Genomic DNA, 16,582 nt, shown 5'->3' with positions numbered 1-16,582 from the left:
CGCCTGGCGGTGGCCATCCCCCTTGGGCTTCTGATGACCCTTGCGGGTTGCAGTTCGGTCGTAGGGGGACCGCGACCCCCGACACCGAGGCGGCACGCTGCACTGCGGTCGACCCAATCTCTGGAGCCCTGCCGAGCGGATGCGCCCCAGGGACCGCAGGACGCGCTACCACGACCAAGCCAGCGGGCACCAGCACCGCGACGACCTCGGCGGCGTCTCCCACGACTGCGGATGCGACCGTGTGCGCCGTGTACAACTGCACGACCGCTCCTTCCGCGCCCACGGTTGTCACTGGCGCGACTCCCAACCAGGGGCCCAACGACTTCAGCAAGATCGGGGGCTGAACCGTGTCCACCACAACGCTTCGACGCATCGCAGGGGCTGTCGTCACCGCGTCGGTGCTCGTCGCCGCGCAGGTGACCATGGCACCTGTCGCCTCGGCTACCCCGGACAACAAGTGGCTCTCGTTCCCCGGTGGCTTCGCTCCCGGAGGGGCCATTGGGCAGGTTAACAACGCGCACACGAGTATCAAGCGATGCACCATCGGGTTCCTCGCTGCGAGCGCGGACCGCAAGGAGCTGTACGCGGCCACGGCGGGACACTGCCTCCAGAACACGGGATACGAGGACATGGTCTTCTACACCGATGCACGTGCGCCACTCACTGCTGTCCCTCTGGGGCGTTACACCGCGGCGCAGGACAAGGGCACGCGGTACTCCAGCATCGAGGGATTCGCATCGATCACCACAGACTTCGCGCTGATCAAGCTGGATCCGCGGTCGTCATTCCACTCCAGCCTGATCGGTGGCAAGTACAAGGTCTCCGAGGTCCTGCCGGTGGAGAAGCTCCGTGAGGGCATGGAGATCTGCAAGTTCGGATCGCGCACCGAGGAGACCTGCGGACCGATCACGAGTATCTCGGGAGATCGTGTCACCGCGAACATCCACGCACTGGAGGGCGACTCGGGTGCGCTGGGCTTCGTGAAGAAGAAGGACGGCACGGTTGCTGGTGTGGGACTGGCTAGCACGGCAGGATCCGACACTGTCACCTTCTACCACCTGTCTCCGCCGATGAACCTGATGAACCTGACGCTCCTGTCGGGCGGCGTCCGGTGAGGCGGCTGGAGAGTGCCGGCGGAACGAACCATAGGAGAAGCATGAGCGCAGATCTGTTCATCTCGTACGCATGGACCTCGGCAGATCACCGTCAATGGGTTCGGCTTCTCGCCAGCCAGCTCAAGGCGCTCGGCTACGACGTTCTCATCGACGCCGACCTTGACTACGGGGACCAACTCACGGGTTTCATGCGTCGCGTGGTCGACAGCAGGCACATCCTCCTCGTCGCAGACGACAACTACGTCGATCGGGCAGACACCCTGCCGGGATCGGGCGTCGGCCAGGAGAACCACTACATCTCGGATGTCTACGCCGAGCGACCTGATACTTGGGTCGCGGTGTTGTTCAAGGACAACCTGAACTTCCGACTCCCCGCCTGGCTCGCGGAGCGTCAGCCGAAGGGGTTCCCCTTCAACTACGATCCATCCTCGCCAGCCGACTTTCCAGGATCCGAACAGATCGAGGACCTCTGGCGGTGGATCGAAGGACTTCCCGCGAACCGCGACAACGCCACTCCTATCGCCACGCTGCGTGAACGGTCGGCGCGACTCGAACGTCAAGCTGTGCGCACTGAGCCATCTCAGTGGCGGAGCCCGTCAGTGGAAGGTGCAGTACGCTTCGCGTTCGCCGACGCGCCTCAAAACACGTACAGATGGGGATTCGGAGACTCCGAGTTTGCCTTCGAGGCAACCGGACACGGACCCGACTCGGTCTCCGTATACAAGGACCCCATCAAGGCGGTGGGCATCCGCCGCACCGATGTCGACGGTGGAGAGCTGGCTGGGTATCTGGTGCCTGGGCGGACCGTCGTCGCACGCGAAGGCGACACAGTGGTGCTGATGAACGAGCATGGGCGACTCGCCACCGTCGAGGTCATCAAGGTTCAACACGAGAACATCTACGGCGGCCAGTACACCGCTCCCTACGTCGAGATCCGATGGAAGGTCGTCGATGCTTCGTGAGCCGCGCCTTTGATCGGCACCGAACCTCAACGATTGAGGTCATCGTCGATCCCATCCGCGTCCTCGCGGACCATCTGCACCCCCAACTGATCGAGGTACCGCGCAACCTCGCTCACTGGGATACGGAAACGCCTCGGCGGATGGCCCAACCAGCACCCGCGGAGCGCACCGTCACGGACCCGACGCTCCACCTCGTCGCGGGACATCGTTAGCCGCTTCGCTGCCTGACCGACCGTCACTAGTGGTTCTGACGTGCACTGGTGGGCGAACTCCAGCTCCTCCGGCGGAATCGGATCCGCCGCCTGCACCGCGACGGGCCACCAGCGAGTGATGACCTCCTCGATCCGAGCGGTGTCGAAGTCTCCGTCAGTCTCAGCCAGCGTCGCGCGGAACTCAGCCTCGAACTTCGGAAGCTCGGCGGGTGCCGCCTCCCCAAGGGCCTCGCGGATCGCAGGCCCGGTGCGTTCGATCATGTTGACTCCGCTCTTTCAGCGAGGCTGGACCACTTGGACATCCAGCGCGGCAAGCACGCGCCCAGGGTGGACGATCAAACTGAACATCGCGCTGACCCACCGAGCCCACCGCGTCGGATCACCGTCGTCAAAGCCGACCACCGATCCGAATGGATCCTTGAGGTTCACGGGCAGCAGATCGACCAGGGCGGAGGCATGGTGACTCGCTGTGAGATCCCGAGGAGACGGCAAGGGCGGTGCTAGGGACCTGTGGTTGTGACAGCTTGAGTAGGCCCCGGCTCGACGGCTTGACCTGGCCCCGTTTGCGACTCGCCGGTGGTGTTGCGACGGTTTGATCTGGCCCCACCCGATGGTTGCTCGTGAACTGACTTTCACGAGCCGAAGCAGGTGGTGGCCAATGATGGGATCGAAGGTGGAGCTGTTCGCGCAGATCCGGCGGGACGCCCGAGTCGAGGGCATGAGTATCCGGGCGTTGGCGCGCAAGCACGGCGTGCACCGCCGAACGGTGCGGCAGGCATTGTCGTCAGCGGAGCCGCCGCCACGGAAGACGCCGGAGCGGTCATCGCCGCGGCTCGATCCGTTCAAATCGGCGATCGATGCGATGCTGCGGTTGGATCTCGATGCCCCGCGCAAGCAGCGGCACACGGCGACCCGGATCCGGGAGCGCCTGGCGATCGAGCACGGCGCCGAGGAGTTGTCGTATTCGACGGTGCGGGACTACGTCCGCGTCCGCCGAGCCCAGATCGATCTGGAGGCCGGCCGCCGCACGGAGGTGTTCATCGCCCAGGACCACGCCCCAGGCGCGGAGGCGGAGGTCGACTTCGGCGAGGTCTGGGTGATCCTGAACGGGATCAAGACCAAATGCCACATGTTCGTCTACCGGCTCTCGCATTCGGGCAAGGCCATTCACCGGGTCTACCCGACAGGCGGACAGGAAGCGTTCCTGGAAGGGCACGTTGAAGCGTTCCGCGAGCTCGGCGGGGTCCCGACCCGGCACATCCGCTACGACAACCTCACCTCGGCGGTGGTGGCGGTGCTGCAGGGCGGGGACCGGCGGCGGCAGGAGAACCCGCGCTGGACGCTGTTTCACTCGCACTACGGATTCGATCCGTTCTACTGCCAGCCCGGTATCGCCGGGGCGCATGAGAAGGGCGGAGTCGAGGGCGAGGTCGGCTGGTTCCGCCGCAACCGGCTGACCCCGATGCCGCAGGTCGAGTCCCTCGATGAGCTCAACGAGCAGATCAAAGTCTGGGAAGCCCGCGACGAGGGCCGCCGGATCGACGGACGAATGCGCACCATCGGCCAGGACTACCAACACGACCGGGCAGCGCTCGCGCCGCTGCCCGTGGAGGATTTCGACCCGGGCCTGATCCTCACGCCACGGGTGGATCGCTCGGCGATGATCACCGTTCGGATGGTGAAGTACTCGGTGCCGGCGCATCTGATCGGCCGCCGGGTCCGAGTCTCACTGCAGGCCTCGCAGCTGCTGGTCTACGACGGACGCACCCTGGTGGCTCGGCACCAGCGAGTCGCTGGCCGCGGCATTTCGAAGATCGACCTCGACCACTACCTCGAGGTCCTCAAGTTCAAACCCGGCGCACTTCCGGGATCAACAGCATTGGCCCAAGCCCGCGCAGCCGGAGTGTTCACGCCCGCGCATGATGCGTTCTGGGCCGCTGCCCGACGAGTGAACGGCGACGCCGACGGCACCAGCGAGCTGATCGACGTGCTGCTGTTGCACCGCAGCCTGCCCGAGGACGCGGTGACTGCCGGCATCGACGCTGCATTGCGGGTCGGGGCGGTGACCGCCGAGGTGGTCGCGGTGGAGGCCCGCCGCGCAGACGCAGCAATGCTGACCACTAGCGACATGGCGGGTGGGGCCAGCTCGGGTCGTCATCACGTTCGCCATGCCGATTGGCGTGAGCAACGAGTTGTCAGCCTCACCCAACGACGCCTCGCAGACCCGGCCGCGGTGATCGCCGGCCTCCCACCAGACCGCCGGCCGCTGCCGACGGTGACCGCCTACGACCGGCTCCTGCGGCGGCGCACCGCCTCAGACGCTCCACCACCACCGACTCCGGAAAGGCAACTATGACCACCACCACCTCGAAATCCCAGGCCACCACGTTGGCGCCATCGTTGCGGCGCCGCGGCGGCCTCACCGAAGAGGCCGCCCTCGCCGCTGTTGACCAGGCCTGCCGACGCCTGCGGCTACCGACAGTGCGGTCGATGATCGACCAGCACCTCACCAACGCGGCGAAGCAGCAGCTCTCTTATCAGGGGTTCCTCGCCGAACTCCTCCTGGCAGAAGTCGACGACCGGGACCGGCGTTCGACCGTTCGTCGTGTGAAAGCCGCGGGGTTCCCTCGGGATAAGTGGTTGGCGGACTTCGACTTCGACGCCAACCCCGACATCGAAGCCGCCACCATCCACCAACTCGCCACCGGCGACTGGATCCGCCACGGCCTACCGCTCTGCCTCATCGGCGACAGCGGAACCGGCAAAAGCCACCTGCTCATCGGGCTGGGGACCGCGGCCGCCGAACAGGGATTCAGGGTCCGCTACACTCTCGCCACCAAACTGGTGAACGAGCTGGTCGAAGCCGCTGACGAGAAGCAGCTCGCGAAGACCATCAACCGCTACGGCCGCGTCGATCTCCTAATAATTGATGAGCTGGGCTACATGGAACTCGACCGCCGCGGCGCCGAACTGCTCTTCCAAGTCCTCACCGAACGCGAGGAGAAGAACAGCGTCGCGATCGCCTCCAACCAGTCCTTCTCCGGCTGGACCGACACCTTCACCGACCCCCGCCTCTGCGCCGCGATCGTCGACCGCCTCACCTACCGCGGCACGATCATCGAAACCGGTACCCACAGCTACCGCCTCGCACACACCGAGGCCACCGCTCAATAAGCCCGGCGCTCTAGCGATCGACCGGAACTCGAGGCGGCTCGCCGGGCCCCGGCCACACCACGGCCTGAGCAACGATCACCGAACCCTCCCCGAACGTGACCGCCGGCCCGCCCTGGAGCACGAATCCCAGATCCAAAGCCTCGCTGACCCGGAAGCAGAACGTCGCGTCATCCGGCCCGGTCAACACCCGATACCGCGGGAACCGATCACTCATACCGAAATTCTCACACGCGAACTCCTTCAACGCTGCTCGCCTGGAGCCAGGTCAAGCCGTCGTGGTGGAGCCCAACGGAGTTGACATAGCCAGACCTGAGAAGGTCGTCGCGCCGCAGCAGTTCGCTCGCTTCGCGTTCGGGCGCGACGGGCGACGCGGCTTCGATCTCACCCGCAACGCGCCGCACCCAGCCCGCATCTGCTGCGTCGCCGAGTGGCACGGCGATCCGCTGCACCCCTCGGATCGCGTCGCGCCCCAACGCGAGAGACACGCCGCCACGGTCCTCGAAGTAGTTGAGGTACCGCGCGGCATCGATTCCCGGTGGACAGACCTCATCGAGGGCTACATCACCGACACCGTTGGTCCTCTCGGGTGCCCATCCCTCTCGAACCACCGCCGACGGTTCGACGTGCACCCGATACAGGTAGAACTGACTCCCCTGGTCGTTCTGGTCCGTGATGCGCCTGAGCATGTTCTCGACGGCAGCCTCATACGTCCCGACGTGGAGCGCCTTGGCTCGTTGACGAACAGACCAGTCCGCAACCGCCCCAGCTCCACCCATCATCTGCTGAACAACGGGATCGAGGTGAGCGGCAGGATCAAAGTTCGTCGTGGGCCAGTCTGGATATGTGCTGGTGTGATACCAGAAGAGACTGGTCACAAGCTGGTCATCCAAGGCCACGTCATCAGGATCGACGGTGACCCGAGGCGCATCTTCCGACTCGCAGTTCACACCGCAGCCGGGGCACAGCTCTGCACCCTGCTCCCACCCGTCGATCCACTCCAGGTCCACCCGCCACTGATGCTCGCACCGACCGCACAACATCTGCCGGTCACGTGAGAAGTCGATCTGCCGCTCCATACAGACATTCTCGACCGGGCTCGCGGCGACGAAGACTTAACCGGGGATCTCGGCCGCCCGCCGAACCCGGGTCTGGGTCGAGAAGTGCAGCCGCCCTACGTGCGTATTCAGCGGGTTCAACTCTGCCTCCGAAAGGCGTTCGTGTCGCCATCTTCGGTGTTCCGCAGCCAGACCAAGGATTCGAGGAGGTTGACAGCTGACCGCCGGGCTCCCTCCTCACTGACGATCAGGCGCGCGATCGTCGGGGAAACTGTCTCCCGTGTGAACTTCCCATCGCCGTGAGTAAGTCGATGCGGTTCACCGCTTGTTAGAAAGCCGTCGATACGCTCCTCGGCCTCGTCGACGCCAGCGGCCCGATACAGCTGCTCCATGGTGGTCCGGAGAGCACAGCTCTCCGTGTCCCGATTCACCCCTTCGTCCGCCCAAATCGCGTTCGCCAGATCCTCCACGACGGACTCGATACCTACGAGGTCATCGGTCTCGTGATTCACCCACGCCGTTAACCCCTCTACGGCGAGGGCAACCGTCGGGCGATGGGTCCAAAGTCGGAGCACCGACGGAAATCTCGCCTTCTTATACGGATGGATGGTTATCGGAGCCTGTCTAACCGTCTCTCTCCCCATGTATGTGTAGGCGTGCTTCTCGTCGTCGGAGACGTATATGCGTGCCCTCCGCAGCCATGCCTGAAGGTCAACCGGTGCGCAGAACACCGGGTTGCCACGAAGCGTTCCAAACATGAATGTCGGTACACCAGAGGCAGTTCCCGTGATCCATCCCTGCACCGTACCCAGCCTCAGCTTGTCGCGATTCGCAGCCTTGACCTGAATGTGCGCGGTGTGCCCGGAGAGTGTCCACGACTGCGTACCGGCGAGGGAAGCGTTGTAGATCAAGTCGTCCGGAACATGGCAGTGCAGATCCCAGCCGGTGTCTGAAGAAGTCAGAGCATTGATCGCGAGACCGTGTTCCAGCAGTAACCCTGTTACCTCAAGTTCCCGGAGATCGCCGACTACGTTGCTGCCGGTACGTTTCGCCATGGTGCGACCATATTGGGCGTCGTCCGATCCCGCAGGGATGTCAGTCCCCCGCCGTACCGTCTGGCCCATGCCGTGGGTCGAGAAGCTGCCGCCGCGCTGCGAGGGGTGCGGTCAGCCCTACCGTCCGAACCATGCGCTCCTCGGATTCGACAACCTCGCCCGAGCACGGACGCTGTACTGCCGCGATTGTGGGCACACCGCCACCGTGGACACCACACTGGTCTGGCGCGAGCGGTAGCCATCGCTGAGGCTCACCGGACTCGAGCTCGATACACCAAAGGAACAGGAATGCACATGCCGGCCTGGGGACCGACAGCGACCAGAAGAACTCTCACGCGTCGGACACCCCTTCACGACGGTTCGCGGAACCTGGGCACCCACGGGTTGATACTGTCCGTCCCCTCACGCTAAGAAACACGCGAAGGGCACGAACCGGACATGCAATACCTACTGGCGCTCGGCATCCTTGTCGTCATCATCAGCTTCCTGATCAGGATCCTCCCCTTCCTGGCAGCGGTGGCCGGAGCCGGCGGCGCGATCTACCTGGCATACCGTGCGATCCGCTACATGCGGATGAAGCGCTACTTCAGTAGCGAACCGTTCCAAGCACGCAAGACCCAGATCGCCGCCGTTGTCGCAGAACACAACGACATCGCCAACTACGTCGCCGAGATCGGGTCTGCTGAAGGTCTAGTTGTCACCTGATCTGTAGCGGTCTGCGGACTGTTGCTGGAAGGATGATCGACCATGCCGAAGGCGTATCCAGAGGAGTTCCGTGCTGATGTGGTCCGCGTGGCCAGGTCGGGGCAGGTCTCGCTCAAACAGGTAGCGGAGGATTTCGGGATCGCGGAGTCGTGTTTGCGGCGGTGGCTGCGGCAAGACGATGTCGATGACGGTGTTCGTCCCGGTGTGAGCCGGGACGAGGCGAAGGAGCTGCGGGAAGCGCGGCGGCGGATCCGGCTGTTGGAGCAGGAGAATGAAGTCCTTCGGCGGGCGGCGGCGTATTTGTCGCAGGCGAATCTGAAGCTCGGTTCGTCCCCAAAATGATGTTCCCGCTGGTCCGCGAGCTGGCCGCTGACGGGATTGCCGTCGCGGTGACCTGCCGGGTTCTGAAGTTCTCCCGCCAAGCCTTCTATGCCTGGAGCGCTGTTCCAGTCTGTGACCGTGATGTCGATGATGCGGTGGTGACTAATGCTGCGGTCGATGTCCATCGTGATGATCCGGAGTTCGGGTATCGGTTCATCGCCGACGAACTCGTCGCTGCCGGTCACAGTGTGTCGGAGCGGCGAGTGTGGCGGCTGTGCTCACAAGCTGGTCTGTTCTCCGCGCACAGCCGCCGGCGCGGCAGCGGCAAACGTCCCGGACCGCCGGTCCATGACGACCTGGTAGAACGCGAGTTCTCCGCTGAGGCCCCGAACCGTTTGTGGCTCACTGATATCACAGAGCACCACACCCGCGAGGGCAAGTTGTATCTGTGCGCGGTCAAAGACGTCTATGCGAATCGGATCGTCGGATACTCGATCGACGAACGGATGAAGACCCGCATCGCGGTCAACGCCATCAACAGCGCCGTGACCCGGCGCGGTGGCCCTGCCGCGGTTGCCGGATGCGTAGTGCACTCGGATCGAGGTAGCCAGTTCCGATCACGCCGGTTCACCGAGCAGCTCAACAGGTTTCAGCTCAGCGGTTCGATGGGCAGGGTCGGCTCCGCCGGGGACAACGCAGCGATGGAATCGTTCTTCTCGCTGCTGCAGAAGAACGTCCTCGACCGCCAGCAGTGGACCACCCGCCAGGAACTGCGGACGGCAATCGTCGTCTGGATCGAACGGACCTACCACCGCCGCCGGCGACAACGCACACTCGGCAAGCTCACACCCATCGAATTTGAGATGATCTACACAGCCGCCAACGCGGCCTAACAATCACTGAGCTGAAGTGACAACGAAACCTTCAGCAGACCCAAGTACTTCAACATCAAGGCAGACGAACAGCACCTCACGCGGGTCGAGAACCTTGGGCGGGACATCAGCCGCCTCGAAGCGGCCCTTGCGAATCTGGAACGCCGCGAGCAGGAGATCACCCAATCGTTCAGCCCGCCCGCGTTCATACTGAAGCACTACACAGCCGAGTTCATGGAACAGGTGGGCGTCAACCTCTCCCCTATCACAGTCCCTTACCCCCGTTATCTATTCGAGTACGTGAGCGCCGGGGGAAACAGCTCGCAGCGCACCGTCGTCGACATGAAGGGCCAGACGGTCGACACGCTGATCGAGCTCATGTCTCAGAAGATCCGATTCCGGAAGAGTGCAGCCGGTCAGCGTGCCCTCATGACCTCCACGTTGCGGAACTCGATCAAGAGACGCGACAACTACACGTGCCAGATCTGCTCGCTCTCGATGGCAACCGAACCGAACCTCCTACTTGAGATCGACCACATCATCCCTGTGTCGCGAGGTGGAGTGTCTACACCCGAGAACCTGCAGACCCTATGTTGGCGTTGCAATCGGTCGAAGTCGAACAAGATGCCTCCCTCTCATCCTCCGCGCGCGGACCAGCGCCCACCGATCAATCTGCGCTAACCATGAGATCGACACGCCACCTGTTCAGGCCCCGCAGGTTGGACACTGTCGACTGGGACAGGTCCTTGCCACCAGGCTCGAGATCGGTACACGACCCCTACGGTCCACAAGGGCCGATAGCGACGAAACATGTTGCTACCTATCTGTTTTCGATAGGCAAGTCGAAGGTTGTCGCAGGTAGACGCCCCGGCGGATCATCCGAGAATTCTTGAGAACCTCTCGCGCTCAGGGCCCAGGTGGTGCAGTTTTAGACCACCTGCTCGGTATCTTTTGCCAAGTGGTCAAAACCGGCGAGCAAGAAACTCCCGGTCACACAGGGACCGGGAGATTCTGTCACGCAGCGTGATACGACGTGAACCACGTGTGCCCAGCGGGACACACATAGTCCGCGCGCATCGAGCCATCGAGCATCGGTGCGATACTCACGGGCTGATGCAGCGTCACGGGAGGCTCACCGCCGGGAGGTGCCGCAAACGGGTTCGGCTGCTTCATCCGAACCGCGAGGGCCGCGCGCTCGCAGGTGCGGCAGGTGTCGCCGTACGGGTCCTGCTCAGTCGTCTGGTTGTTCATCATGTTCTCCTTCGGTTGTGGCCCGAGGTGGGCCCGTTCTTGCCACACCAATCGGTGCGCGCAGTTTCTGCAGGTCAGGCATCGCGGGGTACAGGCAGTACATCCCGCCGCAAGCATTCACTCAGCTCGTGCTCACGAAGCACCTCCCCTGGAGGGCTGTACCCGCTGTACCCGCCTACCCGATGGGGTCGCCCTTGAGCGTCCCGAGCGCGAGGCCCTTCCAGACCCGTCCGCCCTTGCCTCCCGCCTTGACGCGTTCGCCGTTGGCGTTGAGCTTCGGCAACTTCTTGCGGACCTCGCTGGTCAGCCATCCGGCGTCCTTGGGCTCGACGCCCCGGCTGGCGCACCAGGTCGTGTACGCGGCGTGTAGGGCCGGGCGACTGACGCCGATGTCGTTGAGGCTCACCATCGAGCACTCCTCGGATAGGAAGATCCACGCCACATCTGCATCGTCGAAAAACTCCGTGGTCTTCGCCTCCACCGCCGCGGGCGTCGGCCCAAGTCCGTCACGCAAGTAGTCCACGCACCCGGCAATGAGCCAGGCGACGACCTCGGACGCCGCGTCCTGCTGGAGGTAGTCCGGGAGCGTCTTTCCCCGGATGGTGGTCCCGTCCGTGAACTGTTCCGGGAAGTCGACGAGGCGTACGCGGCGCTTGAGCCCGCCGTCGTCACCGACGATGACCGGCGGGAAGTTCGTGATCATGCACAGGGTGTGGGACGGGTCGAACTCGATGGGGGCCCTGTAGATCTGGCGAGTCTTGAGCCGGTCGCCGCCAGTCAGCCACTTCACGGTCCGCGAGGAGAGCGGCATACCCTCCTCCACCTCGGACACGAAGGCCAGCCGTGCTCCTCGAAGATCCGCCAGCTCGTACTGCTCACGACGGTTGTTCGCGTCGAGCACGTCGGCCCGCAGGACAGTGGAGTAGCCCCCGAGCACGGCGTTCACGGTCGCGTACATAGCGCCCTTGCCGTTGCCGCCGGAGCCGATCCAGATCGGGAAGATGTTCCGCTCCACCTTGCCGATGAGGCCCATGCCGAGGATCCGCTGGACGTACCGACGGACCTCGCTGTCACGGAGGGTGGACACGGTGAAGTCCCGCCACTCTCCGCTGGCCGGATCGGGGCCCGCGAGGGTGATCCGAGTCATGAGCAGCGCGGGGTCGTGAGGAGCGACAGCCCCGGTACGCAGGTCGACCACTCCGGTCGGCGTGTTCAGCAGGTACGGGTCCGCGTCGAGTTCCGCGACGGTGGCGCTGAGTACGCCCTCGGCGAGCTTGAGGACTCCCGCCAGGTTGTCCATGACCTTCTTGAGCAGGTTCAGACGCTTCGTGGAGGCTCCGACCGAGTTCGCCCAGGCGGACTTCACGAGACTGCGCGCGGCCTGGATCGCACGCTTGTCGCCGTGATCCTCGGCCCACACGGTCCCGGTCCAGTGCAACCAGCCGATGCCGTGAACGTGCAGGAAGCGGCCGGAGAACCTCTCGGCGAACAGCTCGGCGAACTCATCGCGTCCGTCGACGATGCCGTCGGAATTGGTGGGTGCGGCGTCCGAGTTGTTCACCCTGCTCCGGATTGGGATAACCTCGGCCTCCACCGGCACGAGGTCGTCGAGGCTGTGCCCCAGCGCCAGGTGGTCGACCACATCATGCGCGCCGTTGAGCCCTTCGACCACGCGGTACCCGACGTTGAGGGCGTCGAGTTGCGCGCAGACCTTCTTCACGAACGTCCGGCCAGCATCGTCGGCGTCCCGGACGATGATCGCCTCGTGTCCGCGCAGCGGGGACCAGTCGGCCTTGTCGGGGCTCTGAGCGCCACCGCACGAGGTTGTCGCGGAGGCTCCCTCGCGCTCCACGGCCTCCACGTTCCCCTCGCCCTCGACGATGTAGACGGGCTCGTCGGGCGGGAACTCGACGCGATAGAGGTCGTTGCCCTCGCGCCCGCGGTCCTGGCGGATCGTCTTCCCCCGTTGCGGGTCGGGAAGTCGGCGGACGGTGTGGCCGTCGGGGTAGCGGTACTCGACCCCGCGCTTCGGGTTGTCGTAGAGGTCTGCGAAGGTCAGCCCGAGCGCCTCCAGCACGTCGGCCTTGTCGTCGGCGTAGGACTCGATCCAGACCATCTCGCGGGCGTCGTAGACAGCGACCGAGTCGTCGCCGGGGCCGTGCCCGGGTGCTGATGCGCGGAAGCCGCGCCCCTGGTCGCGCACGGTGCATCCGGCGTCGACGAACGCATCGCGAACTCGATCAATCGCTCGCTGTTGGGCTACCATGGGAGTGTCGGTCCCCTTCCTGGCATGGAATACGGATCAAGACGTTGAAGCGAACTCCCCCGCACCACCGGGGGCTTTCGCGTTTCTGGGCCAAGTTGTCCTCGCGGTCAACGCGTCATCCGCTCCAGCTTCCGACGCGCCCACAGGTCCTGTAGGGCTTGGGTGTGCTCGCGATAGGAGCGATCTGCGTACTTCTCGATGACGGCATTCAACTCAGCGTCCCCCGCCCAACCGTCGCGGGGCAGGGTCTCGTGGTACAGCGCGCGGACTTCCCTGTCGGTGACCAACTCGCGAGCGTGGATCCTCGTGGCGAGGGCCTGGATCTGGGTCCACACGGCCTCCAGGTCCCGTTCCCAGCCGACCTCCGGCGCGAACGTCATGCCCTGGTCCGCCAGCGCCTTGCGGAGGCTCTCCTGTTCCGGGGCGTGCAGCCACGAGCGCCAGGCAGTGGCGTCGTCCGGCTGGTTCACGAGCACGCCGACGACGTAGCCGGAGAACTCGCAGTCGTCCTCGTCGCGCTCGTCGAGAGGCCGGTCGCCCCACTTGAACCTGGCCTCGGCCCAGGGGCCGGCGTACGCGATGAACCCGAAGTCCCACTGGGCCGAACGGAAGCGTGTGAGGCCGTGACCCGGACGGTCCAGGTCGATGCTGGCGGCGCGAAGGCTGGAACCGCCGCGCATCACCGCGGCCATCGCGTGACCGGCCTCGTGGTGGGCGGCCAGGTCCAGCTGGTCAGCGTGGGTGTCGTCCGTCTCGGCGGCGCGGTGCGACACGCTCTTTCCGATGCCCATCAGGCGACCTTCCAGGTCCACCCGCGGACGGAATCGAGCACGGGGTTGATCGTGATCTCCTCGACGACCGAGTAGATGCCCTCGTTGTCCAGCTGCTGGTACCAGGAGCTGCCGGGCGGGATGTCCGCCTCCCGCAGCACGTCGTGGGCCTCGCCAGTGAAGACGGTCACGCCGTACCGGGCACCCGCGGCCTGGGCGGCGGCGGTGAGCGCAGTGTCCCAGTCGGCCTCGAACTGGGCCAGCCGGTCGCGTGCGGCCTGGGCTCCCGGCCCGTTGCCCTGCGCGGCGGCTTCGAGGTTCGAGAGCCACGCCCGGAGAGCCGGGTCGTTCCCGAGGAACTCGTCGGCGAGGGGGCGGTGGCCGAGGTCGATGTAGAACTCGGTGTCGCTGTCGCCGCCGCGGAGTTCCGCGCGCCGCACCCGGAACTGCTCGACGATCTCGTCGCGGTCGACATCGGGGGATCCGGCGAGGGCCTGGTCGGCCAGCGTGTCCAGCTCGGCGTTCGTGCTCGTGTCCTGGACCTCGTCGAGGAGGTCGGTGAGGTTGCTCATGTCGGGGTATCCTTTGTTTGTCGGTCCCCGTGTTCCTCTGGAGCACGGGGATCTGCTGGTTTCCGGGGGTGTTCACCCCGTCCACGTGCCCCTCCGGGAGTCGAACCCGGCCCGCTCTCCGCGGTTCCTCATGAGGGGCTGTCGATGCTGATTGGCGCTGGTCAGGCAGTTAGCTGGCAAGGACAACACCGTTGCCACGCAGCGTCTCCGCGCGCACCTCTGCCTTCCACGCCTCGTAGTCGGCGCGCGGGTAGCGAACAGCACGCGGGCTGTACTTGACGCTGGGCGGGCCGTGGTTGATCGACCGCCAGTAGGCGAGGGTCTTCACCGGAATCCCGGTGTCCCTGTAGACCTCGGCGGGGGTGAGGTCACCCTTCGGTTCCTGATCCATATCTTCACCTCCATCAGTACGTATCAGCGTTGTTCGTCTGTTTTAGACTAGCGCTGCGGCACCGTCCGTGCAATCCGTATTGGCGTATTCCGTCCGTATTAGCCTTAGCTGCTACTGTCAGCACCATGATCAACGACAAGAATCTCGGTCGGGAGTTGCGGACGCGCCGGGAAGCTAAGGACATGAGTCAAGAGAGGTTGGCACAGGTCGTGGGCTTGAATCAGTCCATTGTGGGGCGTATCGAGGCCGGGACCCGACCGTGCCGCGCAACGGAACTCGTCGCGCTGGCGGAAGCTCTAGGTGTAAGCGCCGAGAGGCTGCTAGCAGATTCTGCGGTACCAGGCTTCGCCAACGCCGACCATCAGGCCCGTGCTGCCACGTCGTCGGCGGCGGCGGAGCTCGCGAGCCTGGCCGTCGCGATCACGTCTTTGGACCTAGCGCTCCAATCAGACCCGGTGGGAGCAACGGAGCGGGGCATTGGATCCCTCAATGAGGCCATCGACGCCCTACCCGTGGAACCTTTCAGCGTAGGGATGACCGCCGATGCCGCGAACACTCTTCCTGCGCTGTTCCAGCGGCTATTCGACAGCGTCCAGGTCGCGGCCATCATTCCGGATGGAGGTGTAGACGCCCTTGACGAGGATTAGGCAGCACCGTAACCGACGCAGTGGCGTGGAGGACCTGTGGCGCAAGTCGGACGGCACACCGTCGAAGCGCGACGGTAGGGGCAAGCGGTGGCGTGCACGGTACGTAGATGCCGAGGGGCGGGAGTTCACCAAGTCCTTCGCGACGAAGCCGCCAGCGAAGGCGTGGATCGATGCCCAGGTGACTGCCATTGGCACCGGCACTCACGTCGCACCGGGTGCCGGGAACGTCACCGTGGGTGTTCTGTATGAGCAGTTCCGCGGCCAGTGGGGACATCTGACTGAAAACACACGCGCCGCCCGGGAGAGTGCGTGGAGCGCTCGGGTCCGTGATCAGTGGGCGGAAAAGAGGATCAGCGACATAACCACCAGCAAGGCGCGAACCTGGGTAACCAACATGGTGGAGCGCAAGGTCGGTGCGGCGAGCATCGAAGCTGCGCTGGGACTGCTTCGGATGATCTGCGCGATGGCCGTCGACGACAAGTTGATCGCGGTGAATCCGCTCGACAGAGTGAAGGGCCCGAAGCGGCAGCACACCCAACGCGCGTACCTCGATCATCACCAGGTCGAGGTTCTCGCCGGGAGCTTCGCGCGACCTTCCGATCAGACGTTGGCACGGTTCTTGGCGTATTCCGGACTGCGATTCGGGGAGGCGACCGCCACTACGGTCGGCAGCTTCGACATGCTCCGACGCCAGGTTCATGTCAACGAGGCTGCGGCAGAGGTGCGAGGAAAGCTCGTGATCGGACCTCCGAAGGATTGGGAGAAGCGCACAGTCTCGGTCCCCGGGTTCCTGCTGGCTGAGCTATCCGAGTTGATGGTCGGCAAGAAGCGCGACGATCTGGTCTTCACCGCCCCCGAGGGGGGCCGTCTCCGGCTGAACACGTGGCGCGGTCGCGCATGGGCGACAGCTCTGGAGGCTGCAACTGTTGCAACCGACAAGCAGCGGTCCTTGGAGCAGAAGGCCGGGCAGACAATGACCTCGGACTTCCCGCAAGTCACACCCCACGACCTGCGGCACACAGCAGCGTCGCTGGCAGTCTCAGCAGGAGCGAATGTCCTCGTCGTGCAGCGGATGCTTGGGCACGAGTCGGCTGCGCTCACGCTGGATACCTACGCGGATCTGTTCGGCAGTGACTTGGCTTCGGTGTCGGGCGCTCTCGATGCCGCACGCACCGCCGCGTTGGCCTCTCGTATTGGCTGATACGGCTGGGGAG

Annotated in this window: 20 protein-coding genes; 10 read left to right on the top strand and 10 right to left on the bottom strand. The window is 64.8% G+C overall.

The annotated features are described in order from the left end of the window. The first annotated feature begins 347 nt into the window (after positions 1-347). On the top strand, positions 348-1,115 hold the full coding sequence (locus tag TTY48_RS10560) for a S1 family peptidase (protein ID WP_220657442.1): 768 nt from the start codon (positions 348-350) through the stop codon (positions 1,113-1,115). 41 nt (positions 1,116-1,156) lie between these two features. Beyond that, entirely contained in the window at positions 1,157-2,077 is a 921-nt protein-coding gene (locus TTY48_RS10555) for a toll/interleukin-1 receptor domain-containing protein (protein WP_220657441.1), read from the top strand. 26 nt (positions 2,078-2,103) lie between these two features. On the opposite strand, the gene TTY48_RS10550 is transcribed toward TTY48_RS10555, so the two are convergent. Next, on the bottom strand, positions 2,104-2,550 hold the full coding sequence (locus TTY48_RS10550; protein ID WP_220657440.1) for a DUF6247 family protein: 447 nt from the start codon (positions 2,548-2,550) through the stop codon (positions 2,104-2,106). 400 nt (positions 2,551-2,950) lie between these two features. Here TTY48_RS10550 and istA point away from each other — a divergent pair, with 400 nt between their 5' ends. Both istA and istB read left to right on the top strand, forming a co-directional pair. Further along, positions 2,951-4,645 (top strand): IS21 family transposase, encoded by a 1,695-nt coding sequence (gene istA, locus TTY48_RS10545; RefSeq protein WP_220658546.1) that lies wholly within the window; start codon positions 2,951-2,953, stop codon positions 4,643-4,645. Further along, positions 4,642-5,463 carry an IS21-like element helper ATPase IstB gene (istB, locus tag TTY48_RS10540; protein ID WP_220657439.1) on the top strand — a complete coding sequence of 274 codons (822 nt, stop codon included), beginning with the start codon at positions 4,642-4,644 and terminating at the stop codon, positions 5,461-5,463. Before istA ends, istB begins: the two co-directional genes overlap by 4 nt. Before the next feature lie 10 nt (positions 5,464-5,473). On the opposite strand, the gene TTY48_RS10535 is transcribed toward istB, so the two are convergent. From TTY48_RS10535 to TTY48_RS10525, 3 genes are all read right to left on the bottom strand, one after another. Beyond that, the gene (locus TTY48_RS10535) at positions 5,474-5,677 is read right to left on the bottom strand and encodes a DUF1737 domain-containing protein (protein ID WP_220657438.1); all 204 of its coding nucleotides are present in this window, start codon (positions 5,675-5,677) and stop codon (positions 5,474-5,476) included. Between the two features lie 10 nt (positions 5,678-5,687). Further along, the gene (locus TTY48_RS10530; RefSeq protein ID WP_220657437.1) at positions 5,688-6,539 is read right to left on the bottom strand and encodes a hypothetical protein; all 852 of its coding nucleotides are present in this window, start codon (positions 6,537-6,539) and stop codon (positions 5,688-5,690) included. A gap of 116 nt (positions 6,540-6,655) precedes the next feature. Beyond that, positions 6,656-7,573, bottom strand: a complete 918-nt coding sequence (locus TTY48_RS10525; RefSeq protein WP_220657436.1) for a hypothetical protein — start codon at positions 7,571-7,573, stop codon at positions 6,656-6,658. 67 nt (positions 7,574-7,640) lie between these two features. Between TTY48_RS10525 and TTY48_RS10520 the strand changes: the two genes are divergently transcribed. The 3 genes from TTY48_RS10520 to TTY48_RS10510 all read left to right on the top strand — a co-directional run bounded on the left by TTY48_RS10520 (position 7,641) and on the right by TTY48_RS10510 (position 9,492). Beyond that, on the top strand, positions 7,641-7,811 hold the full coding sequence (locus tag TTY48_RS10520; protein WP_220657435.1) for a hypothetical protein: 171 nt from the start codon (positions 7,641-7,643) through the stop codon (positions 7,809-7,811). A 200-nt stretch (positions 7,812-8,011) separates the two neighbouring features. Next, entirely contained in the window at positions 8,012-8,278 is a 267-nt protein-coding gene (locus tag TTY48_RS10515; RefSeq protein ID WP_220657434.1) for a hypothetical protein, read from the top strand. Between the two features lie 42 nt (positions 8,279-8,320). Beyond that, a protein-coding gene (locus TTY48_RS10510) for an IS3 family transposase (RefSeq protein WP_374758672.1) occupies positions 8,321-9,492 on the top strand; the annotation gives its coding sequence in 2 pieces (ribosomal slippage) (positions 8,321-8,581 and positions 8,584-9,492; 1,170 coding nt in all). Positions 9,493-9,495: 3 nt separating this feature from the next. Here the strand turns inward: TTY48_RS10510 and TTY48_RS21340 are convergent. Beyond that, complete coding sequence (locus TTY48_RS21340) at positions 9,496-9,690, bottom strand: hypothetical protein (protein ID WP_255585623.1); 195 nt, start codon at positions 9,688-9,690, stop codon at positions 9,496-9,498. Positions 9,691-9,705: 15 nt separating this feature from the next. Here TTY48_RS21340 and TTY48_RS21485 point away from each other — a divergent pair, with 15 nt between their 5' ends. Next, positions 9,706-10,152, top strand: coding sequence for an HNH endonuclease (locus tag TTY48_RS21485; RefSeq protein ID WP_308443059.1), 447 nt, complete (start codon positions 9,706-9,708; stop codon positions 10,150-10,152). A 333-nt stretch (positions 10,153-10,485) separates the two neighbouring features. On the opposite strand, the gene TTY48_RS10500 is transcribed toward TTY48_RS21485, so the two are convergent. The 5 genes from TTY48_RS10500 to TTY48_RS10480 all read right to left on the bottom strand — a co-directional run bounded on the left by TTY48_RS10500 (position 10,486) and on the right by TTY48_RS10480 (position 14,721). Continuing rightward, complete coding sequence (locus tag TTY48_RS10500) at positions 10,486-10,722, bottom strand: hypothetical protein (protein WP_220657433.1); 237 nt, start codon at positions 10,720-10,722, stop codon at positions 10,486-10,488. A gap of 175 nt (positions 10,723-10,897) precedes the next feature. After that, positions 10,898-12,925, bottom strand: coding sequence for a phage/plasmid primase, P4 family (locus TTY48_RS10495; RefSeq protein ID WP_220657432.1), 2,028 nt, complete (start codon positions 12,923-12,925; stop codon positions 10,898-10,900). 170 nt (positions 12,926-13,095) lie between these two features. Continuing rightward, the gene (locus tag TTY48_RS10490) at positions 13,096-13,800 is read right to left on the bottom strand and encodes a M50 family metallopeptidase (protein WP_220657431.1); all 705 of its coding nucleotides are present in this window, start codon (positions 13,798-13,800) and stop codon (positions 13,096-13,098) included. Then, complete coding sequence (locus TTY48_RS10485) at positions 13,779-14,330, bottom strand: hypothetical protein (RefSeq protein WP_220657430.1); 552 nt, start codon at positions 14,328-14,330, stop codon at positions 13,779-13,781. The genes TTY48_RS10490 and TTY48_RS10485 overlap by 22 nt, the downstream gene beginning before the upstream one ends. A 169-nt stretch (positions 14,331-14,499) precedes the next feature. Beyond that, complete coding sequence (locus tag TTY48_RS10480; RefSeq protein ID WP_220657429.1) at positions 14,500-14,721, bottom strand: AlpA family transcriptional regulator; 222 nt, start codon at positions 14,719-14,721, stop codon at positions 14,500-14,502. A 125-nt stretch (positions 14,722-14,846) separates the two neighbouring features. Between TTY48_RS10480 and TTY48_RS10475 the strand changes: the two genes are divergently transcribed. Next, on the top strand, positions 14,847-15,368 hold the full coding sequence (locus tag TTY48_RS10475; RefSeq protein ID WP_220657428.1) for a helix-turn-helix domain-containing protein: 522 nt from the start codon (positions 14,847-14,849) through the stop codon (positions 15,366-15,368). Between the two features lie 25 nt (positions 15,369-15,393). After that, the gene (locus tag TTY48_RS10470) at positions 15,394-16,569 is read left to right on the top strand and encodes a site-specific integrase (protein ID WP_255585622.1); all 1,176 of its coding nucleotides are present in this window, start codon (positions 15,394-15,396) and stop codon (positions 16,567-16,569) included. Positions 16,570-16,582 lie beyond the last annotated feature (13 nt).

It is taken from the genome of Tsukamurella sp. TY48 (assembly GCF_019656655.1).
In the GTDB taxonomy this organism is placed as follows: domain Bacteria; phylum Actinomycetota; class Actinomycetes; order Mycobacteriales; family Mycobacteriaceae; genus Tsukamurella; species Tsukamurella strandjordii.
Note: the sequence above shows the minus strand (reverse complement) of the source record. Positions and strands in the feature narration are given on the sequence as shown.